The sequence below is a fragment of the Sphingomonas sp. 22R3R2A-7 genome, assembly GCF_036856055.1.
Classification (GTDB): Bacteria; Pseudomonadota; Alphaproteobacteria; order Sphingomonadales; family Sphingomonadaceae; genus Sphingomonas.
The window spans coordinates 989540-1009147 of the sequence record NZ_JASPFR010000001.1 but is presented as its reverse complement, the minus strand read 5'-3'; the positions used below and the strand labels follow the sequence as shown (position 1 = coordinate 1009147).

Genomic DNA, 19608 nt, shown 5'->3' with positions numbered 1-19608 from the left:
GCGCCCCGCGTCGGGTAATGAATTTGGGGACGAGATGATGGCGACCGTCGAAAAGATGCCGATGCTGCAGGAAGGCTATGAGACGCTTAGTGCGGATCTCAAGCGCCTGAAAGCCGAACGTCCGACGATCGTCGACGCGATCGAAGAAGCGCGCGCGCATGGCGACCTGTCGGAAAACGCGGAATATCATGCTGCGAAGGAACGCCAGGGGCAGGTCGAGGCATCGATCTCGGACATCGAGGACAAGCTCTCGCGCGCGCAGATCATCGATCCGAAGGACCTGTCGGGCGACAAGGTCGTGTTCGGCGCGACGGTCACCTTGCTCGACGAGAACGACAAGCCGGTGACGTATCAGATCGTCGGGCAGACCGAGGCGAACGCCAAGACGGGTCGCATCTCGTACAATTCGCCGCTCGGGCGTGGCCTGATCGGTCGCAAGCTCGACGAGGAGGTCGAGGTCACGGTACCCGCGGGCGATCGCTATTACGTGGTGTCGAAGATCGAGTTCATCTGATCGCCATGCCGTTTTTCGAGACGCGGGCGACGGCGATCATCGCGATCGTGACGGTCATCGTCTCGGGATTTCTGCTGGTTGCGGGGATGCTGCCCTACTGGGCGGTCAACGCGGGCTTCATTCCACTGCGGATGGGCGAGGCCGGCGTGCCGGTCGATCACATGTTCGCGATTCCCGCCTGGGCGACGCCGCTGACCGCGACGCTGATCCATGGCGGATGGGCGCATGTCCTGCTCAACCTCGTGATGCTCGTCTATTGCGGGCAATTCGTCGAACGCGCGATCGGGACGCCGCAGACGGTGCTGCTGTACGTCGTGGGCGCGTATGTCGCAGCGGCGGGGCACTGGGCGTTCGATCCGCAGTCAGTCGCTCCCATGATCGGCGCCAGCGGCGCGATCTCCGCGGTCGTCGGTGCCTATGCGCTGTTGTACGGCGAGCGGCGCGCGAAGGCGATCGGTCCGGTGCCTGCCGGCGTCGTGCATGTCGCATGGCTTGCCGCGGCATGGATCGGGATCCAGCTGCTGATGGGACTGGCCGGGTTCGGCGCGTCGGTCGGGGCGAATGGGCCGATTGCGATCGGCGCGCATATCGGCGGGTTTCTGGCGGGGCTAGTGCTCGCGCGGCCGCTGTTGCTGTGGCGGTACCGGGCGGCCTGATTGATTAGCCGGCGGGCGCGGACACTGCGTCCCGCGCCCGCCCTCCCGTCATGCGGTGGCAAACAAACCTACAGATGCCGCGTTAGCCGTGTTTGGCTCTGGGTCCTGACTTTCGTCAGGATGACGGGCGGGGCTTGCGGTAGTCGTTTAAGCGGAAGTGGGCGTGCTGTTGAGGTTCGGCTCGAGCATGCGGTGGAGGTGGACAACGACGAATTTCATCTCGGCGTCATCGACCGTACGCTGCGCTGCGGCACGCCACGCCTTCTCGGCGCTGGCATAGTCGGGATAGACGCCGACGAATTCGATCTTGCTCAGATCGTTGAAGTCGAGGGTGCGCGGGTCGCTGACGCGGCCGCCGAATACGAGGTGAAGCTTGCTCATGCGCTGCTGTCCTTGGGAGGGATGTCGCAGTTGCCCTAGCGTGTTCGACCCGCGCTTTGAACCCTTAGCTGGCCGGCTTTTGCGTTACGGCCTTCGCACCTGCGGTGCTCGCGGTGGTCAGCGCCTTGACGACGCCTTCGACCAGACCCTTGGCTTGGCCGCGGGCATTGTCCTTGGTGAGCCCGAGCTCGCCGAGCTCCGACTGGCCCGCTGCCTTGGCGGCAGCGACGGCGGCGACGGCGGTCGCACCCAGGCGCTTGCCGAGTGGGGCAAGCAGCTGCTTCTCACGCGCCGACCGCGGGATCAACGCACCCGCGAGCGCGCCGACGGCGAGGCCGCCGACGAGAATCCCGAGCGGGTTCGATTCGAGGCTGTGGACGGTGCGCTTGGCGGTCTCGCGTGAGGCGTCGAGCGCTTCCGCGGCCTTGTCGCCCGCGTCGTGGATGACGCGCGATGCGGTTTCGCGAACGCTGTCATAGCCCTCGCGCAGACGGTTTTCGGCATCGTGGATCTTGGTATGGGCGTCGGTCATGGGACGGTCCTTCTGGTTTCCGGCGTCACGGTATCGAACGCACGCCGGTGAATAGGGTTTCGGTCGAAACCGGTCAGCGACCGCGGCGGAAAAGTCCGACGATGCGGTGACGGGCGAAGAAAAGCCCGGCGACGGCCGCGGCACCCGCCGCCGACCCCGGATTGCGCCGTACCGTGTCGACACCCGCGGTGAGCGCGGCGCTGCTCACGTCCGCGACGTCGCGGCTGGCGTTGAGCGCGAGACGGCGCGGATTGAGCCGGTCCTGAAGCTGGCCGATCGTCATCATGACGCGCTGGCGGGCGAGGGCGGCTTCGATCTCTGCGGCGGCGACTTTGGCGGATGTCATGATACGGGCTCGCTCTTGGTCTGAAGCTTCGACTTGCCGATCATCGCGAGGATGCCGGCAAGCACCAGCACGACCCCGACGACGATGACGGTCGCCCAACCTGGCCCCACCAGCGTCGCCAGCGTCAAGATCGCACCGACCAGCAGTGCGATCAATGCGGCCAGCCCCAGCACGCCGGCGACCGCGAAGAACATCGCCGCCGACTTGTAGGCCGACGCCGTTTCACCGAACTTCGCCTTGTACACAGCGACTTCCGCACCCGCGAGTGCACGGGTCTCCGCGGCGAGACGCCCGACGACTTCGGTCAGGCTCTCATCGCTGTCGAACGGGGACGTGACGGAGTTGTCCAAGGTCAGACCTTCGGATCGGCATCGACGCCGGACTGGACGAGGCGCGCGACGACGAACCCGACCGCCGCGGCCGCGCCGATAGCGATTGCCGGCGACTTGCGAACCAGCGCGGTCGCGTCTTCGATCAGCGCATCGATGTCCTTGGCCTTCACCTGATCGGCAAAGCCCGACACGCTGTCGGCTGCGGTGCGCGCATAGCCGCCATATTGTGCGCCGAGCTTGTCGTCGACCTGGCCCGCCGCGTCCGTCAGCAGCTGTGCGATCTGGTCGAGCGCTTCGCCCGCACGCGCCTTGCCGTCCTCGGCGAAGCTGCGCGCCTTGTCGGCGGCCTGCTGGCCGTATTTGCCGGCATTATCCTTGAGCGTCTGCTTGGCGTCGTTGACGGTATTTGCGAGAGCGGTGCCATCCGACGTCGTGGCGGTCTGCGTGGCGCCCTTTACCGGCGTTGCGGTGGTGGCAGTGCTGGCGGCGTTGAAGTCGGCATTGCCCATTGGCTGTGCGTCGGTATCGGCCATGACGGTCCCTTTCGAATTGTTACGGTCTCAACACCGGCGCGATGGCACGGTTCCGCCTTGCCGGCCCGATTGCCCGATAAGTCGCGAGGCGATAGAGGCAACGCGAACGACCCCGGGTGATCGGATCAGCCTGGGAATTTGTAGGAGCATCGTTACATGACCGCAATCATCGACCTTCATGCACGCCAGATCCTCGACAGCCGTGGCAATCCGACCGTCGAAGTCGACGTGCTGCTTGAGGACGGCAGCTTCGGTCGCGCGGCGGTGCCGTCGGGTGCATCGACCGGCGCGCACGAGGCGGTCGAGCGTCGCGACGGCGACAAGACTCGCTGGGGCGGCAAGGGCGTCGACGGTGCGGTCGACGCGGTCAATGACGAGATCACCGACACCGTGCTTGGCATGGACGCGGAGGACCAGTCGGATCTCGACCGCGCGATGATCGAGCTCGACGGCACCGAGAACAAGAGCCGGCTGGGCGCGAACGCGATCCTCGGCGTCAGCCTCGCGGTCGCCAAGGCGGCGGCCGAAGCGCGCGGCCTGCCGCTGTACCGCTATATCGGCGGCGTGCAGGCGCATCTGCTGCCGGTGCCGATGATGAACATCATCAATGGCGGCGAGCATGCCGACAACCCGATCGATTTCCAGGAATTCATGATCGTGCCGGTCGGTGCGTCGAACATCCTCGAGGCGGTGCGCTGCGGTTCCGAGATCTTCCACACGCTTAAGAAGGGCCTGAGTGAGAAGGGCCTGTCGACCAGCGTCGGCGACGAGGGCGGTTTCGCGCCGAACATCGGCAGCACGACCGAGGCTTTGGACTTCATCATGTCGAGCATCGAGAAGGCGGGGTACACCCCCGGCGAGGACGTGATGCTCGCGCTCGATTGCGCCGCGACCGAATTCTACAAGAACGGCAAGTACGACATTTCGGGCGAGGGGCGGATCCTCGAGAGCGCCGAGATGGCCGAGTATCTCGCCGACCTCACGCGCCGCTATCCGATCTTCTCGATCGAGGACGGCATGGGCGAGGACGACTGGGAGGGCTGGAAGATGCTCACCGACCTGATCGGCGACAAGGTTCAGCTGGTCGGCGACGACCTGTTCGTGACCAACCCGAAGCGCCTCAAGCGCGGGATCGACGGCGGCTATGCCAATTCGCTACTGGTGAAGGTCAACCAGATCGGCACGCTGACCGAGACGCTTGAAGCCGTGTCGATGGCACAGCGCGCCAAGTACACCGCGGTCATGTCGCATCGCTCGGGCGAGACCGAGGATGCGACAATCGCCGACCTCGCGGTCGCGACCAATTGCGGGCAGATCAAGACGGGCAGCCTCGCGCGGTCGGACCGGCTCGCTAAGTACAACCAGCTGATCCGGATCGAGGAAGAGCTTGGCGACGCGGCGCGCTATGCGGGTCGCGACATCCTGATCGGGCGTTGATAGGCTAGGCGCAGGAGAACCGACATGGCGCGCGTGACGAAGACGAGCAAGCTGCGGCGGACGATGCGCAAGGCCGCATGGCCGGCGCTGGGGCTGACGCTGATGGCGTTCTTCGGCGCGTACGCCGTGCTCGGGCCCAACGGGATGTTCGCCTATGGCGACTATAAGCGGCAGCTTGCCAAGCGCGAGCGCGACTATGCCGCGCTCGACCGCAAGCGCGAGATCCTCAAGAACCGCGTCGCGCTGCTCGATCCCGACCATGCCAATCCGGACATGGTCGACGAGATGGTTCGCAAGGAACTCAATGTGGCGCATCCGGACGAAGTGATCGTTCCGCTGGGGAACTGACCATCGTGCCGGTCTGGATTTGATCTTGGATCGGGTGCTGGTTGCGGTAGCGCCCGGGGCTCTGGGTCCTGATTTTCGCCAAGCTGACAGACGGGGGCACTGTTGGCGCCTTGATCGTCCCGCAGGAATTTACCATCCGTCATCCTGGACTTGATCCAGGATGACGGGGGTTTAGTGATCGACGACGGAATTACCGGCCGAGGAACGTCAGCAGGTCGTTGGTGAAACGCTCGCTTTCCGTCAGCGTGAGGCCGTGGGGGGCGCCGTCATATTCGACGAGCTGCGAGCCCGCGATGCCCTTGGCGGCGGCGCGGCCGGTGGCATCGATCGGTACCGTCTTGTCGCTGGTGCCGTGGACGATCAGCGTGGGTACGCGGAACGCCGCGAGGTCCTGGCGGAAATCGGTGTGCCCGAACGATTCGGCACAGGCGAGCGTGGGCTTGAGCCCGGCCTGCATCGCCAGACCCCAGACCCAGTCGACGACCTCGTCGCTGACCGGCGAGGTGATGAACCCGACGCCGAGGAACTGTTGCAGGAACGTCTTGAAGAAGGCCGGACGGTCCTCCCCGATACCTGCACCGATGCTGGCGAGCGTCTCGGCGGGGACGCCATCGGGATTGTCGTCGGTCTTGAGCATGTACGGGACGACCGAGGCGATCAGCCCGGCGGCGACCACGCCCTTGCCGTCATAGCGGCTCATGTAGCGCGCGACCTCGCCACCGCCCATCGAGAAGCCGACGATCGTCGCATCGTCTTGCGCACCCGTGGCCTCGAGCACGTCGGCAAGATCGTCGGTCAGCGTGTCATAGTCATAGCCCGACCAGGGCTGGCTCGAGCGACCGAACCCGCGGCGGTCATACGCGATCGCGCGGAAGCCTGCATTGGCGAGCGCCATCGCCTGCGCATCCCAGCTGTCGGCGTTGAGCGGCCACCCATGCAGAAGGACGACGGGGCGCCCGCTGCCCCAATCCTTGACGTAAATATCCGTGCCATCACGTGTTTTTATAAAGGGCATGATACTCTCCAAGATAGATCGGGCGTATTTGGACGTAACGGGTGGAGTCATCCCCCGTTCCCGCTCTAGCGCCGACGCGTTTCGACTGGCAGCATCGGCCGACCGGTTGGGCGTGAAGGGGAGAGGCATGCGGACCACGCGTCTGGCTATGGTCGTGACCATCTGGGTCACGCTGTCGCTGGGTTCGTGTGATTTCGACAGGACCGCTGCGGAGCGGGCTTCGCGTGCGGCGAGGGGTCGGGCGGGGGCGCTGGCTGGGGGGCAGGCGGGGGGCGAGACGCGCGCGGGATCGCAGGTGCGGCATAACCGCGACTGGGCCGCATTTCGCGACCGCTTCGTCGAGGACTGGTTCCGGATCGACCCGGCCTATGCGGTGTTTCAGGGGCGCCACGATTTCGATGGCGGGCTTTCCGACTGGAGCACGGCAGGGCTCGCACGGCAGGCTGCGTTCCTTCCCGCGGCGATCGCGCGCGCGCGGGGCTTTGGTGACGTTGCGCTGAACCCCGACGAACGGTTCGAGCGCGACTATCTGGTGATGGTCGCACGCGGCAAGCTGTTCTGGCTCGAGGATGCGGATCAGCCGCATCGCAATCCGGCCTGGTACGTGACCGGCGGGCTCGATCCGAACGTGTATGTCATGCGCGCCTATGCCAGCCCGGTAGTCCGGATGAAGGCGCTGACTCGCCTGCTGCGACGGATCCCGGTCGCGGCGGCGAACATCAGGGCAGATCTCCGGACGCCGATGCCGCGCAGCTTTGTCGATTACGGCGCGACCGCGTTCAATGGTTTCGCCGCCTATTACATGGACGATTCGGTCAAGGCGTTCGCGGATGTCGACGACGAAAGGTTGCAGCGCGAGCTGGCGGATGCGGCGATGACGGCGTCGGAGGCGATGCGCGACCTCGGGCGGTGGATGGAGGCGCAGCGATCGACCGCGACCGAGGCGTTCGCGCTGGGCGACCGCCGCTTCGCGCGGATGATCGCGGCGACCGAGGGGGTGGATACGCCGCTCGACCAGCTCGAGGCCGCCGGGCGCGCGGACCTCGCGCGCAATCAGCTGGCGCTGGGGGTCGCCTGCCGCACGTTCGCGCGCGGCCAGTCGATCGCTGCGTGCATGGCGAAAATGGCGGCGGACAAGCCGGTCGACGGCCCCGTGGCGGAAGCGCGGCGGCAGATCCCGCTGCTGCAGTCGTTCATCCAGTATCGCGACCTGCTGACGATCCCCGGGCCCGAGCGGGCGCTGGTCGAGGAAAGCCCGCCCTATAGCCGGCAGAATCTCGCCTATATCGATCCGCCGGGGCCGTTCGACCGCGGGGTGCCGTCGGTCTATTACATCTCGCCGCCCGATCCGCGCTGGACGCCTGCGGTCCAGGCGGCGTTCGTGCCCGGCCGCGACGACCTGATGTTCACCTCGATCCATGAAGCGATGCCCGGGCATTTCGTCCAGTTTCTCCACTCCAACCGGTCGCCGTCGCTGATCGGGCGGGTGTTCGTCGGCTATGCGTTTGCCGAGGGCTGGGCGCATTATGCCGAGGAGATGATGTGGGAGGCGGGCCTCAACGCGGGAAACCCGGAGACGCATGTCGGCCAGTTGTCGAACGCCTTGCTGCGCGACTGCCGGTTTCTCGCGGCGATCGGCCTGCACACGCGCGGGATGACGCAGGCGCAGGCGTTCCGGCTGTTCGTCGACCAGTGCCATCAGGACGAGGGCAATGCGCGGCAACAGGCGCTGCGCGGGACATATGATCCGGCCTATCTGAACTACACGATGGGCAAGTTGCTGATTCGACGGCTGCGCGCCGACTGGACCGCAGCCCGCGGAGGGCGGCGCGCATGGAAGGCGTTCCACGACCGGCTGTTGAGCTATGGCGGGCCGCCGATCCCGCTCGTCCGGCAGCGGATGATGAACGAGCCGCGCCCGGTCGCGGTGTTCTGAGCCGCGGGTCAGCGCGCCTGCGACGCGGGCTGGACGTCGCGCGTCTCGTCGGTCGGGGGATTGCGGATCGAGGGGCGCAAGCGGGACAGGCTGCACAGCCCTGCGACGAGCGCGAACCCGGCGGCGACGAGCGGCGGCGTCGCGCCCGCGCCGATCCCGAGCGCGAGCAGCGCGGCGACGACCGTCGCGCCCGTCGTCTGCCCGACCAGCCGCACGGTCGAAACCAGCCCGCCCGCTGCCGCGGCGCGGTCGCGTGGTGCGGACCCGATGATCAGCCGCGCGTTGGGCGGCAGGAACATCCCGAACCCCGACCCGCACAGCGCCATTCGCCACGCGACGTCGAAATAGCTCGGGTCGGCGGGCATGAACGCGATCAGCAACAGTGCGGCGATCGATATCGCCATGCCGATCCCGCCGAGGATCCCCGCGGGATAGCGATCGGACAGCCAGCCGGCGAGCGGCGCGACGATCATGTTGGTCAGCGGCCAAGGGGCGATCGCGGCGCCGACTTCCGCTGCGGAAAAGCCATAGCCGTGCGTCAGGCGGAACGGCGTCGACAGCAACAGCGTCATCGATGCGATGAACGCGGTATAGGCCCCGACAGCGGACAGCGCGAGCACGGGTCGCGCGAGCAGGTCGATCGGCAGGATCGGCTTGGTCTCCGCACGCTCGCGGCGGACGAACACCCAGCCGATCGCGATGCCGGTCAGGACGATCGCCGCCGACACGACGGGGCTGTCGCCGTGCACGCCGCTTTCCGCGCCGCCGATGACGAGGCCGAACATCGCCGCGCACATGATCGCGCCGACCACGTCGAACGGCTCGTCGCGCTTGCGCGGCTCGGGCAGCGACCGGCCGAGGACGAGGCTGATGATCGCGAACGGCACCGCGCTGGCAAAGACCCACGGCCAGGGCGCGATCGCGAGGACGAGCCCGCCGATCGTCGGGGCGAGCGCGGCCGAGCTCGACACCACGACCGAATTGATCCCGAGCCCGCGGCCAAGCTGCCTTGCCGGATAGATCGACCGGATCAGCGCCGACGAGACACTGAGCGCCGCGGCGGCGCCGAGTGCCTGGACCGCGCGGACGACGAGCAGGAACGGCAGGCTCTTGGCAGAAGCACAGGATCGTCGCGACGGTGAAGACGAGCTGGCCATATTGGTACATCCGCTTGAGCCCGATCCGGTCGCCGAGACCCGAGAAGGGGAGCAGCGCCATCGCCAGGATGAGCTGATAGACGGTGACCACGGTCACGACGGCGCTGCTGCCGACGTTCAGATCGCGCGCGATCGTCGGCAGCGCGACATTGGCGACGCCGCCGTCGATGATCGTCAGCGCGGTGCCCGCGGAGATCGCCGCGACCGCGAGGAATCGGCGGGGTTTGGGAAGGCCGTCGACGGCCGAGATCTGGTCGGGCTGCATTGCAGAGCGCGATAGACCGCGGCATGTACCTCGCTCAAGGCTTTCGGGGCCAAGCCCTTCGGGGCCAGGCGCTTCGGGGCCAAGCTTTTAGCGGGAGATAAGACGATGCGGGTTGTGGCCACGGCACTAGCGGCGACGATCCTGGCGGGATCCGTCGGGGTTGCAGGAGGGGATGCGCTCGCCCAAGTCGCATCGATGACCACGCCCAACGCCCCCAAGGCCCCGCAGGCCGACGCCGCCGCCGACCCCTATATCTGGCTTGAGGAAAAGGACGGTGCGAAGCCGCTTGCCTGGGTCGAGGCGGAGAATGCCGTCACGCTGCCGCGGTTGCAGAACGACCCGCGCTACAAGAGCTTCTATGCCGAGGCGCTGGCGATCGCGGCGGCGAAGGACCGGATCCCGATGCCCGACCAGCGGTTCGGCCGGATCTACAATTTCTGGCGCGATGCCGAGCATCCGCAGGGGATCTGGCGCTGGACGAGCGAGGCGGGCTACGCGCAGGCCAATCCTGCCTGGACGACCGCGCTCGATCTCGACGCGCTGAGCAAGGCGGAGGGCAAGAAATGGGTCTGGAAGGGCGCGACCTGCCTCCAGCCCGACGAGCGCTTGTGCCTGGTGTCGCTGTCCGAAGGCGGCGAGGACGCGGTGACGTACCGCGAATTCGATCTCCAGACCGGGCAGTTCGTCCCCGGCGGCTTCACACTGCCAACCTCGAAGCAGGGCGCGTCATGGGTCGACAAGGACACGCTGCTGGTCGCGCGCGACTGGGGCGCGGGATCGATGACCGCATCGGGCTATCCGTTCGTCGTGAAGGAGGTCAAGCGCGGCCAGCCGCTGAGCGGCGCGCGTGAGATCTTTCGCGGCGAGGCGTCGGATCAACTCGGCACCTATGCCGGCGTGATGACCGACGGGCAGGGCAATCGCGTGACGATGATCCAGCGGCGGCCGACCTTCTTCGGCGGCGAGAAGCACGTCGTGACGCCAACCGGACTCGTGAAGCTCGACCTTCCGGCGCGGGTGTTTCCGTCGGGGATGGTCGACGGGCACGTGATCTTCTCGACCAGCGAGGCGTGGGGACAGATCCCGGCGGGTGCGATCGCGTCGGCACCGCTCGCCGAGGTGCGCAAGGGCCGGTTCACGCCGACGCTGATCTTTGCACCCAACGCGCGCCAGTCGGTCGATGGCGTGTCGGTGACGCGCGATCACGTCGTGGCGAGCGTGTATGACAATGTGCGCGGCCGAGCGATGGTGTTCACGCGCGGCAAGACGGGCTGGACGTCGCGCGCGGTCGCGTTGCCCGACAACGCCTCGATCGACGTCGCGAGCACGACCGATCGCAGCAATGCGACGTTCGTGCAGGTCACGGGCTTCCTCCAGCCAACGACGTTGTGGACGCTGGATGCGGGCCCGGCGGGGGTGCCGAAGCAGGTCAAGGCGCTGCCGGCGAAGTTCGACGCCTCGAACGACATCGTCGAGCAGTTCGAAGCGATTTCGACCGATGGCACGAAGATTCCGTATTTCGTGGTCCACCGCAAGGGCGTGCCGCTCGACGGGACGACGCCGACGATCATGACCGCCTATGGCGGGTTCGAATCGTCGATGACGCCCTATTATTCGGGGGTGATGGGCAAGCTGTGGCTTGAGCGCGGCGGTAGCTTCGTGCTCGCCAATATCCGCGGCGGCGGCGAGTTCGGGCCGAAATGGCATGACGCGGGGCGCAAGACGAAGCGGCAGATCATCTATGACGACTTCGCGGCGGTCGGGAAGGACCTGATCGCGCGCAAGCTGACGAGCACGAAGACGCTCGGCATTTATGGTGGATCGAATGGCGGGCTGCTGATGGGGGTCGAGTTCAACCAGCACCCCGATCTGTGGAAGGCGGTGACGATCCAGGTGCCGCTGCTCGACATGATACGGTACGAGCAGATCGCCGCAGGCGCGTCGTGGGTCGACGAATATGGGTCGGTCGCGGTGCCGGAGGAAAAGGCGTTTCTTGAGACGATCTCGCCCTATCAGAACATCAAGCGCGGCGTGGCCTATCCCGAGCCTTATATCTGGACGACGACCAAGGACGACCGCGTCGGCCCGCAGCATGCGCGCAAGTTCGCCGCGCGGCTGAAGGAATATGGGCTGCCCTATCTGTTCTACGAGGATACCGCGGGCGGGCATTCGGGGGACGCGGACATCGAACAGGGCGCGCGGATGCAGGCGCTCCAGATGACCTATTTCGCGCAGAAGCTGATGGGGCCGGCGAAATAGCGGCCCGTCATCTTGGACTTGATCCAGGATCCAGAGCCGGACGCGGTGTCGCTTATGGCTCTGGGTCCTGGCTTTCGCCAGGATGACGGTTGGGGTGCGGGGACCGTGATCCTGGCTCTCGCCAGTATCACGGTCCCGCGAATAGATTCCCAACCCCGCGCGTCAGCGGCAGCGGATCTGGCTGTTGTTCTGTTCGACCGCGCGGCCCGCGAGACCGCCCGCGGCCGCGCCCAGCAGCGAGCCGACGATGCGCGAGCGGCCGCCGTCGATGACGTTGCCGAGGATGCCGCCACCCGCCGCGCCGATGATCAGCCCGGTCGTGCCGTCGTTGCGCTTGCAATAATAGCGGCCGTCCTGCCCGGCATAGACGCGGTCATTCTCGGCGAGCGTGCGCTCCTGGTAGTTGGGCGATGCGCGGTAATAGCGCGAGGGGTCGTAATTGCCCTCGTCGCGCTCGTCGGCATAGCCGTCCTGATAGCGGTCGGGTGCCTGGCGATAGCCGCCCTGCGACGGGGCGGGGGGCACATAGCCGCCGCCGCGGCTGCCGCGGAGCGACTGGTAGCGATCGAATTCCTGGCGGAAGATCTGCAATTCGCTGTCGAGCCGCGACTGGGCGGCGGCGAAGCGCGCGTCGTCGGCGCTGCTCTGCGCGGCGACGGGCGTGGCGGCGGACAGGCAGGTCGCGGCGATCACCGTCGCGAGGCCGAGAGAACGCTTCATGACTGAAATCCTTTCACGGTTGGGTGACGTAGAACCGGGCGACGACACCGTGCCGCCGCCCGTCCTGGCGTTTGTCATGACGCCGGCGGTGGCGACCGTGCGCCGCCACCGCGCGGTCATCAACGGCAGATCTGGACGCGGCGATGATTGCGCCATTCGGTGCGGCAGCGGCGATTGTTGTTCCAATTGCGGCGGTCATTGCCGCGGCCGCGATAGCGACGGTCGTCGTGACGGCCGCGATGGTCATTGCGACGGTAATCGCGGCGATCCGCGCGGTGCGGCCCGCGATGGTCGTTCTGGCTATAGTGGCGATCGGGACCGGGGCCGCGCTGTGCCTCGGCCGGCGCGACCACGCCCATGCCGAGCGTGGCAAGGGCAAGACCTGCGGCGAGTAGTTTGGTGAATTTCATGCGCTATCCTCTCGGACCCGAATATCGGGTGCACCGGCGATACGATCATGGACCCGCATCGTTCCTGAACGCGATTGTCGGCTTGTGTACAGGTTCGCCCCGGTCGCCCCGGATCGCGACAGGGCGTCAGGGCGCGAGCGTGACGAAGCTGTCCATGACGCGCTTGCGCCCCGCCTGTTCGAAATCGATCTCGAGCTTGTTGCCCTCGATCTCGGCGATGGAGCCATAGCCGAACTTCTGGTGGAACACGCGCATCCCGAGCGACAGGTCGTCGCGGCCCTTGTTGCCGAGGCTGATCGCGCTCGCGCGGCTCTCGACGACGCGCGCGGGTTTGGCGGAGAAGCCGCCGCCGGGGCTTGCCGCGCGCTGCCAGCCGGGGCCGCGGCCAGTGCCGCGCGCGACGTCGGCGAACGGATCGGCGCGATCGGACCAGTTCGCCTGCCAAAGGCTCGCGCCGCCCGACATCGTCGTCTCGGTGTCGGTATGTTCGTCGGGCAGCTCGGCGACGAAGCGCGAGGGGATCGACGAGTTCCACTGCCCGTAGATGCGGCGGTTGGCGGCGTGGATGATGACGGCCAGACGCCGCGCGCGCGTGATCGCGACATAGGCGAGGCGACGTTCCTCCTCGAGGCTTTTCACGCCGCCCTCGTCGAGCGACCGCTGCGACGGGAACAGCCCTTCTTCCCAGCCGACGCAGAAGACGGTGTCGTATTCGAGGCCCTTGGCGGCGTGGATGGTCATGATCGTGACCTGCGGATCCTGCGCACCGCCCTCATTGTCCATCACGAGGCTGACATGCTCGAGGAATGCGCCAAGCGAGTCATACTCCTCCATCGCTCGGACGAGTTCGCTCAGATTCTCGAGGCGACCGGTCGCCTCGACCGATTTCTCGGCCTGGTACATCGCGGTGTAGCCGCTCTCGTCGAGCAATTGGCGCGCGAGTTCGGCGTGCGGCAGGCTCGTCGCCATGTCGCGCCACCGCGCGATGTCGCCGACGAGGCGGCCGAGCGACTTCTTTGCAGCCCCGGTCAGTTCGTCGGTGTCGAGGATGCGCGCGGCGGCGGTGGTCAGCGGGGTGCCGGTGGCGCGCGCGAGCTGATGGATGCGCGCGACCGCCTTGTCGCCAAGGCCGCGCTTGGGGACGTTAACGATGCGTTCGAACGCCAGGTCGTCGGCGGGCTGGTTGACGACGCGGAGATAGGCGAGCGCGTCGCGGATCTCGGCGCGTTCGTAGAAGCGGAAGCCGCCGACGATCTTGTACGGCATGCCGATCGCGATGAAGCGATCCTCGAACTCGCGCGTCTGGTGCTGCGCGCGGACCAGGATCGCGACCTCGTCGAGGCTTTTGCCCGTGCGACGGACGCTCTCGATTTCCTCGCCGACGCGGCGCGCTTCCTCGGGGCCGTCCCAGACGCCGATGACCTTGACCTTCTCGCCGACGTCGAGCTCGGTCCAGAGCTGCTTGCCGAGGCGACCGCCATTGTTGGCGATCACGCCCGAGGCGGCGCCGAGGATATGCGGCGTGCTGCGGTAATTCTGTTCGAGCCGGATGACCTTGGCGCCGGGAAAGTCGCGCTCGAACTTCAGGATGTTCTCGACCTGCGCGCCGCGCCACGAATAGATCGACTGGTCGTCGTCGCCGACGCAGGCGATGTTCTTGCGCTCCTGCGCGAGCAGCCGCAGCCAGAGATATTGCGACGAGTTGGTGTCCTGATACTCGTCGACCATGATGTATTTGAAGCGCTGCTGATACTGGGCCAGCACGTCGCGGTGCGTCTTCAGGATGACGAGCATGTGGAGCAGCAGGTCGCCGAAATCGCACGCGTTGAGCGCGCGCAGCCGGGTCTGATATTGCTCGTACAGCTCGCCGCCGCGGCCGTTGGCGTAGCGCTCGCTCTCGCCCGCATCGATATCGGCGGGGACGAGGCCCTTGTTCTTCCACTGGTCGATCAGCCCGGCGAGGCTGCGCGTCGGGAAGCGCTTCTCGTCGATATCGGCGGCGAGGATGAGCTGCTTGAGCAACCGCAGCTGGTCGTCGGTATCGAGGATCGTGAAGTTGGACTGCAGCCCGACGAGCTCGGCATGGCGGCGCAGCATCTTTGCGGCGATCGCGTGGAAGGTGCCGAGCCACGGCATCCCCTCGACCGCGTCGCCGACCAGACGCCCGACGCGCTCGCGCATCTCGCGTGCGGCCTTGTTGGTGAAGGTGACGCTGAGGATCTCCGATGGCCACGCCTTCTTGGTGAAGATCAGATGCGCGAGTCGCGCGGTCAGCGCCGCGGTCTTGCCGGTGCCCGCGCCGGCGATGATCAGGACGGGGCCGTCGGTCGTCAGCACCGCCTCCCGCTGGGGGTCGTTGAGGCCACGGAGATAGGGCGGCTGGCGGTCCGCGTCGGACGGATGGGCGATCTGGTTCACCGGTGAACAGGTAGGGAACGGGGCGCAATCGGGCAAGCGGGTAAGGCTTGCACGGGGTGGCGATGTGTGGAACAAATCAGGAATATCATCGGGAGGCGTGCATGTTGTCGGGACGATGCCACTGCGGAGCGATCCACTATGTCGCGACGGGCGAGGCGGCGCATCACGCGCTGTGCCACTGTGAGGATTGCCGCCGAAGCGCAGGCGCGCCGATGGTCGGCTGGATCGCGTTCAGGACCGAGCAGGTGACGATTTCGGGCGATCCGGTGACCTATGCCTCGTCCGAGCACGGGCGGCGGCAGTTTTGCGGGACGTGCGGGACGGGCCTGTTCTACACCAACCCGGTCGCGCTGCCGGGGATCATCGACATCCAGTCGTGCACGCTCGACGATCCCGAGTCGGTCGCACCGGGCGCACAAATCCAGGTCGCGGAGCGGCTGGCGTGGATGGCGGACCTGGCGAGCCTGCCCGAATTCGCGCGCTATCCGGGGATGTGAACGGGCGTGTCGTCGTCGTCCGGGTGCGGGGTGACCGAAATCGCAGGGCGACCGATGAACCGTCGCCAAACCGTCGCGGACGCGTAACGATTCGGGCGTAGGGCGTGCGCAGCGACGAGGGTCTTCGTCGGAGAGGCCGCGCAGAGACGGTCCTCCCGACGTTCAGGCTTAGTCGCGCGCAGGCGAAGTGCCTGCGGACCGCAGGACCAGCAAAGGACGTCATCATGAAGATCCTCCACAGCGTCGCTTCGGCGGCGATCGCTTCCGCGTGCCTTTTGCGACCGGCGCTGCCGCCGATCCGGTGCGCGACCCCGTCACGATCCGTGTCTCGCATGCCGGGCTCGACCTCACGAACGATGCCGGGCGGCGCGTGCTCGCGCGTCGCGTCGAGTCGGCGGTCAATCGCGTGTGCGCGCCGCGGACCGGCGGGCTGGACGCGTTCGCCGAGTCGCGCCGGTGCCGCGCGGACATGATGCAGGACGCCACGGTGCAGACCGCCGCGTTGCTGGAGCGCGACGCGACGCAGCTCGCGAGCCTCGCGGGGCGGTGATGGGGGGCGTGTCCGCGCTCAACCTCGTGCCCGATTGATGGAGCGCAATGATACGGTCCCCCCCGGGCATGGGGGGACTGTATCAGCGTGCTCGTGTCCTCCCCCTCCGTCAGGCTGCGCCTGCCACCTCCCCCTGGCGGGGGAGGATAGGGGGCGGTTGCGCTCTGCTCGGGGCGCCTGCGTGACGCATCTCGATCGGGCGCGCGCGCTACGGGTTTTTCCCGTCCCGGGACGGCGATGCACCGCGTTGTCATAAAGTTGTAATTGTAAGGGCCGACTGCGCGATCATGGCTACTTCCACATTGACGGTCGAGGCGATCGACCGCGCACCGCGCAGCGGGCCGCGGCTCGATCATGATCTGCATCCGGCCGGGCGCTGGATCTTCCTCGCGGTGCTGGTCGGGGGGCTGGCCTATGCGGGGTTCAGCATCGTCGTCGATACCGCGCAGGTCGGCGAATCGATGGCGGTGGGGGCGTTCGCGTTCCTCGCGCTCGCGCTGCTGATCGCGCTCGGGTTCGAATTCGTGAACGGCTTCCACGACACCGCCAACGCGGTGGCGACGGTGATCTATACGCATGCGATGCCCGCGCCGCTCGCGGTGGTGTGGTCGGGGTTCTTCAATTTTCTGGGCGTGATCCTGTCGTCGGGCGCGGTCGCCTATTCGATCGTCACGCTGCTGCCGGTCGACCTAATCCTGCACGTCGGCAGCGCCGGCGGCTTCGCGATGATCTTCGCGCTGCTGCTCGCCGCGATCCTGTGGAATCTCGCAACTTGGTTCGTCGGGTTGCCCAATTCGTCGAGCCACGCGCTGATCGGGTCGATCCTCGGCGTCGGCCTCGCCAACCAGCTGATCACGGGCGGCCCCGACGGCACGTCGGGCGTCGACATGGCGCAGGTGTGGAAAGTGTTGTCCGCGCTCGCGTTCAGCCCGCTGATCGGGTTCGCGGGCGCGCTGCTGCTGCTGCTCGTGATGAAACGCTTCCTGCGCGACCGCAAGCTGTACGAAGCGCCCGAGGGCAACACGCCGCCGCCGCGCGGTATTCGCGCGCTGCTGATCGGCACCTGCACCGCGGTGAGCTTCGCGCACGGCAGCAACGACGGGCAGAAGGGGATGGGGCTGATCATGCTCATCCTGATCGGCTGCGCGCCGACCGCCTATGCGCTGAACCGGACGATGCCCGAAAGCGCGACGCCGGCGTTCGTCCAGACCGCCCGCGCCGCGTCCGCCGCGTATGGCGCGCACGCCAATGGCGCGCCCGCGACCATCGACGCGGCGCGCGCCGCGGTGACCGGCGCGCTCAAGGCCAAGCAGGTTTCGGATCCGTTCGTCTATGGCGCGCTGGCGTCGCTGTCGGACGACGTCTCGACGCGGATCGCGGGCTATGGCTCGCTCGGCAAGGTGCCCGCGGCCGCGACGTCGAACCTGCGCAACGACATGTACCTCGTGCTCGACACGACCAAGCTGGTGGTGGCGGACAAGCGCGCGCAGAGCCGCTTCACCGCGCAGGAGATCACGACGCTCAAATCCTATGGCGGGCAGCTCGAAAAGGGCACGCGCTATATCCCGATCTGGGTGAAGGTCACGGTCGCGCTGGCGCTCGGGCTCGGGACGATGGTCGGGTGGAAGCGGATCGTCGTGACCGTCGGCGAACGGATCGGCAAGACGCATCTGACGTACGGCATGGGCGCATCGGCCGAACTGGTGGCGGCGGCGACGATCATGATGGCGGACCGGTTCGGCCTGCCCGTGTCGACGACGCATATCCTGTCGTCGGGCGTCGCCGGCGCAAGCGTCGCCAATGGCGGCGGGCTGCAGCGCCGGACGATCCTCAACATGGCGCTCGCATGGATCATGACGCTGCCCGTGGCGATGCTGTTGTCGGGCGGGCTCTACTGGATGTTGCTGATGCTGGCACGCACGCTGGGCTACTGATCGCGCATGCGCCAGCATCGTGAGGCGGCGTCGCGATTGACGCACGCGCGCGGTACGGCGATGCACACGGCATGAGCACGCTTAGGTCCAACCGCCGTATCCTTGCCGCCAGCCTGGTCGGCACCGCGGTCGAATTCTACGACTTCTACATCTACGCGACCGCCGCCGCGCTCGTGTTCGGGCCGCTGTTCTTCGCGGGCCAGTCTGCGTCGGCGCAGCTGCTGTTGAGCTATGCGACGTTCGGGCTGGCGTTCGTCGCGCGGCCGGTGGGCGCGGTGCTGTTCGGGCATTTCGGTGACCGGGTCGGGCGCAAGTCGACGCTGGTCGCCTCGCTGTTGCTGATGGGCGGATCGACCGTCGCGATCGCGTTCCTGCCGACCTATGCGCAGGTCGGCTGGTGGGCGCCGGCCTTGCTCTGCCTGATGCGGCTGGGGCAGGGATTGGGGCTGGGCGGCGAATGGGGCGGCGCCGCGCTGCTCGCGGTCGAGAATGCGCCGCCGCACCGCCGCAACACGTTCGGGATGTTCCCGCCGCTCGGCGCACCGGTCGGGTTTCTCGCCGCCAACGGGCTGTTCCTGATCATCGGGCTGGTGCTCGACGACGCGCAGTTCCTTGCCTGGGGATGGCGGATCCCGTTCCTGGTCAGCGCGGTGCTGGTCGGGCTGGGGCTGTGGGTGCGGCTGAAGCTGACCGAGACGCCCGCGTTTCTGGAAGCGGAGAAGACCGATGCGATCCCGCGCGTGCCGATCGCCGAGCTGCTGACGCGGCATCTGCGCGCGACGCTGGCGGGGACGTTCGGGGTGATCGCGTGTTTCGCGCTCTTCTATCTCGCGACCGCATTCGCGCTCGGCTACGGCACGAAGACGCTCGGCTATTCGCGCGAGGCGTTCCTTGGCGTCGAGCTGGTCGCGATCTGGTTCCTCGCGGCGGGGGTGATCCTCGCGAGCGTGCTGGCGGATCGGTATTCGGCGGCGCGGATGCTCGGCATCGGGTTTGCCGGCTGTATCGTCGTCGGCGCGCTGATGGGGCCGATGCTGGGATCGGGATCGTTGGTCACGGTGTCGCTCTGGCTGTCGGGCGCGCTGTTCGTGATGGGGTTCGCCTATGGCCCGCTCGGCGGGTGGTTGCCGAGCCTGTTTCCGGCGGGGGTGCGCTACACCGGCGTGTCGATGACGTTCAATCTGGGCGGCGTGCTTGGCGGCGCGCTCGCGCCGATCGTGGCGGAGGCGCTGGCGCCGCGCGGGCTCGGGCTGGTCGGGGTGTATCTGATGGCCGCGGGGGTGCTGAGCCTTGGCGGGCTGCTGATCGTCGGGCGCCGCGCCGCCGCCTAGGACGGGGTCCCCGCTTGCGCGGGAGACCGTTACGTCA

The 19608-nt window shown here is 67.3% G+C and carries 19 protein-coding genes and 1 pseudogene; 10 read left to right on the top strand and 10 right to left on the bottom strand.

All coding sequences use genetic code 11. From position 1 onward, the window contains the following. Nucleotides 1–37 precede the first annotated feature (37 nt). Nucleotides 38–514: a transcription elongation factor GreA gene (gene greA, locus QP165_RS04700; protein WP_056018624.1), complete on the top strand. Its 477-nt coding sequence runs from the start codon at nt 38–40 to the stop codon at nt 512–514. 5 nt (nt 515–519) lie between these two features. Further along, nucleotides 520–1170, top strand: a complete 651-nt coding sequence (locus tag QP165_RS04695; protein WP_333994101.1) for a rhomboid family intramembrane serine protease — start codon at nt 520–522, stop codon at nt 1168–1170. A 147-nt stretch (nt 1171–1317) separates the two neighbouring features. Here QP165_RS04695 and QP165_RS04690 read toward each other — a convergent pair whose 3' ends face one another. From QP165_RS04690 to QP165_RS04670, 5 genes are all read right to left on the bottom strand, one after another. After that, on the bottom strand, nt 1318–1551 hold the full coding sequence (locus tag QP165_RS04690; RefSeq protein ID WP_333994100.1) for a DUF4170 domain-containing protein: 234 nt from the start codon (nt 1549–1551) through the stop codon (nt 1318–1320). A gap of 64 nt (nt 1552–1615) precedes the next feature. After that, on the bottom strand, nt 1616–2083 hold the full coding sequence (locus QP165_RS04685) for a hypothetical protein (protein WP_333994099.1): 468 nt from the start codon (nt 2081–2083) through the stop codon (nt 1616–1618). Between the two features lie 73 nt (nt 2084–2156). Further along, entirely contained in the window at nt 2157–2429 is a 273-nt protein-coding gene (locus QP165_RS04680) for a phosphatase (RefSeq protein ID WP_333994098.1), read from the bottom strand. Then, nucleotides 2426–2779: a phage holin family protein gene (locus QP165_RS04675; protein WP_333994097.1), complete on the bottom strand. Its 354-nt coding sequence runs from the start codon at nt 2777–2779 to the stop codon at nt 2426–2428. The genes QP165_RS04680 and QP165_RS04675 overlap by 4 nt, the downstream gene beginning before the upstream one ends. Nucleotides 2780–2781: 2 nt before the next feature. Further along, on the bottom strand, nt 2782–3294 hold the full coding sequence (locus tag QP165_RS04670) for a hypothetical protein (RefSeq protein WP_333994095.1): 513 nt from the start codon (nt 3292–3294) through the stop codon (nt 2782–2784). 156 nt (nt 3295–3450) lie between these two features. On the opposite strand from QP165_RS04670, the gene eno reads away from it, so the two are divergent. Continuing rightward, entirely contained in the window at nt 3451–4731 is a 1281-nt protein-coding gene (gene eno / locus QP165_RS04665; RefSeq protein WP_333994092.1) for a phosphopyruvate hydratase, read from the top strand. 24 nt (nt 4732–4755) lie between these two features. After that, nucleotides 4756–5079 (top strand): FtsB family cell division protein, encoded by a 324-nt coding sequence (locus QP165_RS04660; protein ID WP_056015601.1) that lies wholly within the window; start codon nt 4756–4758, stop codon nt 5077–5079. Between the two features lie 190 nt (nt 5080–5269). Here QP165_RS04660 and QP165_RS04655 read toward each other — a convergent pair whose 3' ends face one another. After that, nucleotides 5270–6094: an alpha/beta fold hydrolase gene (locus QP165_RS04655; protein WP_333994090.1), complete on the bottom strand. Its 825-nt coding sequence runs from the start codon at nt 6092–6094 to the stop codon at nt 5270–5272. Between the two features lie 127 nt (nt 6095–6221). Between QP165_RS04655 and QP165_RS04650 the strand changes: the two genes are divergently transcribed. Then, nucleotides 6222–8030 carry a DUF885 domain-containing protein gene (locus QP165_RS04650; RefSeq protein WP_333994089.1) on the top strand — a complete coding sequence of 603 codons (1809 nt, stop codon included), beginning with the start codon at nt 6222–6224 and terminating at the stop codon, nt 8028–8030. An 8-nt stretch (nt 8031–8038) separates the two neighbouring features. Here QP165_RS04650 and QP165_RS04645 read toward each other — a convergent pair. Beyond that, nucleotides 8039–9452 (bottom strand): annotated as a pseudogene (locus tag QP165_RS04645) (MFS transporter). A gap of 195 nt (nt 9453–9647) precedes the next feature. Here QP165_RS04645 and QP165_RS04640 point away from each other — a divergent pair. Continuing rightward, the gene (locus tag QP165_RS04640; RefSeq protein WP_333996948.1) at nt 9648–11711 is read left to right on the top strand and encodes a prolyl oligopeptidase family serine peptidase; all 2064 of its coding nucleotides are present in this window, start codon (nt 9648–9650) and stop codon (nt 11709–11711) included. Between the two features lie 162 nt (nt 11712–11873). Here QP165_RS04640 and QP165_RS04635 read toward each other — a convergent pair whose 3' ends face one another. The 3 genes from QP165_RS04635 to QP165_RS04625 form a co-directional block, all read right to left on the bottom strand. Continuing rightward, the gene (locus tag QP165_RS04635) at nt 11874–12431 is read right to left on the bottom strand and encodes a glycine zipper 2TM domain-containing protein (RefSeq protein WP_333994088.1); all 558 of its coding nucleotides are present in this window, start codon (nt 12429–12431) and stop codon (nt 11874–11876) included. Nucleotides 12432–12550: 119 nt separating this feature from the next. Then, nucleotides 12551–12841, bottom strand: coding sequence for a hypothetical protein (locus tag QP165_RS04630; RefSeq protein ID WP_082445712.1), 291 nt, complete (start codon nt 12839–12841; stop codon nt 12551–12553). A gap of 126 nt (nt 12842–12967) precedes the next feature. After that, nucleotides 12968–15259 carry an ATP-dependent helicase gene (locus QP165_RS04625; protein ID WP_443019263.1) on the bottom strand — a complete coding sequence of 764 codons (2292 nt, stop codon included), beginning with the start codon at nt 15257–15259 and terminating at the stop codon, nt 12968–12970. A 101-nt stretch (nt 15260–15360) separates the two neighbouring features. On the opposite strand from QP165_RS04625, the gene QP165_RS04620 reads away from it, so the two are divergent. The 4 genes from QP165_RS04620 to QP165_RS04605 all read left to right on the top strand — a co-directional run bounded on the left by QP165_RS04620 (nt 15361) and on the right by QP165_RS04605 (nt 19571). Beyond that, on the top strand, nt 15361–15756 hold the full coding sequence (locus QP165_RS04620) for a GFA family protein (protein WP_333994087.1): 396 nt from the start codon (nt 15361–15363) through the stop codon (nt 15754–15756). Nucleotides 15757–16024: 268 nt separating this feature from the next. Beyond that, nucleotides 16025–16306: a UrcA family protein gene (locus QP165_RS04615; protein ID WP_333994086.1), complete on the top strand. Its 282-nt coding sequence runs from the start codon at nt 16025–16027 to the stop codon at nt 16304–16306. Nucleotides 16307–16593: 287 nt separating this feature from the next. Beyond that, nucleotides 16594–18240, top strand: a complete 1647-nt coding sequence (locus QP165_RS04610; RefSeq protein ID WP_333994084.1) for an inorganic phosphate transporter — start codon at nt 16594–16596, stop codon at nt 18238–18240. 71 nt (nt 18241–18311) lie between these two features. Beyond that, nucleotides 18312–19571 carry an MFS transporter gene (locus QP165_RS04605; RefSeq protein ID WP_333994083.1) on the top strand — a complete coding sequence of 420 codons (1260 nt, stop codon included), beginning with the start codon at nt 18312–18314 and terminating at the stop codon, nt 19569–19571. Nucleotides 19572–19608 lie beyond the last annotated feature (37 nt).

Bases quoted from the DNA above. Each gene is read 5' to 3' on its own strand.
- greA (WP_056018624.1), top strand. From the start codon at position 38: ATGGCGACCGTCGAAAAGATGCCGATGCTGCAGGAAGGCTATGAGACG.
- QP165_RS04695 (WP_333994101.1), top strand. From the start codon at position 520: ATGCCGTTTTTCGAGACGCGGGCGACGGCGATCATCGCGATCGTGACG.
- QP165_RS04690 (WP_333994100.1), bottom strand. From the start codon at position 1,551: ATGAGCAAGCTTCACCTCGTATTCGGCGGCCGCGTCAGCGACCCGCGC.
- QP165_RS04685 (WP_333994099.1), bottom strand. From the start codon at position 2,083: ATGACCGACGCCCATACCAAGATCCACGATGCCGAAAACCGTCTGCGC.
- QP165_RS04680 (WP_333994098.1), bottom strand. From the start codon at position 2,429: ATGACATCCGCCAAAGTCGCCGCCGCAGAGATCGAAGCCGCCCTCGCC.
- QP165_RS04670 (WP_333994095.1), bottom strand. From the start codon at position 3,294: ATGGCCGATACCGACGCACAGCCAATGGGCAATGCCGACTTCAACGCC.
- eno (WP_333994092.1), top strand. From the start codon at position 3,451: ATGACCGCAATCATCGACCTTCATGCACGCCAGATCCTCGACAGCCGT.
- QP165_RS04660 (WP_056015601.1), top strand. From the start codon at position 4,756: ATGGCGCGCGTGACGAAGACGAGCAAGCTGCGGCGGACGATGCGCAAG.
- QP165_RS04655 (WP_333994090.1), bottom strand. From the start codon at position 6,094: ATGCCCTTTATAAAAACACGTGATGGCACGGATATTTACGTCAAGGAT.
- QP165_RS04650 (WP_333994089.1), top strand. From the start codon at position 6,222: ATGCGGACCACGCGTCTGGCTATGGTCGTGACCATCTGGGTCACGCTG.
- QP165_RS04640 (WP_333996948.1), top strand. From the start codon at position 9,648: ATGACCACGCCCAACGCCCCCAAGGCCCCGCAGGCCGACGCCGCCGCC.
- QP165_RS04635 (WP_333994088.1), bottom strand. From the start codon at position 12,431: ATGAAGCGTTCTCTCGGCCTCGCGACGGTGATCGCCGCGACCTGCCTG.
- QP165_RS04630 (WP_082445712.1), bottom strand. From the start codon at position 12,841: ATGAAATTCACCAAACTACTCGCCGCAGGTCTTGCCCTTGCCACGCTC.
- QP165_RS04620 (WP_333994087.1), top strand. From the start codon at position 15,361: ATGTTGTCGGGACGATGCCACTGCGGAGCGATCCACTATGTCGCGACG.
- QP165_RS04610 (WP_333994084.1), top strand. From the start codon at position 16,594: ATGGCTACTTCCACATTGACGGTCGAGGCGATCGACCGCGCACCGCGC.
- QP165_RS04605 (WP_333994083.1), top strand. From the start codon at position 18,312: ATGAGCACGCTTAGGTCCAACCGCCGTATCCTTGCCGCCAGCCTGGTC.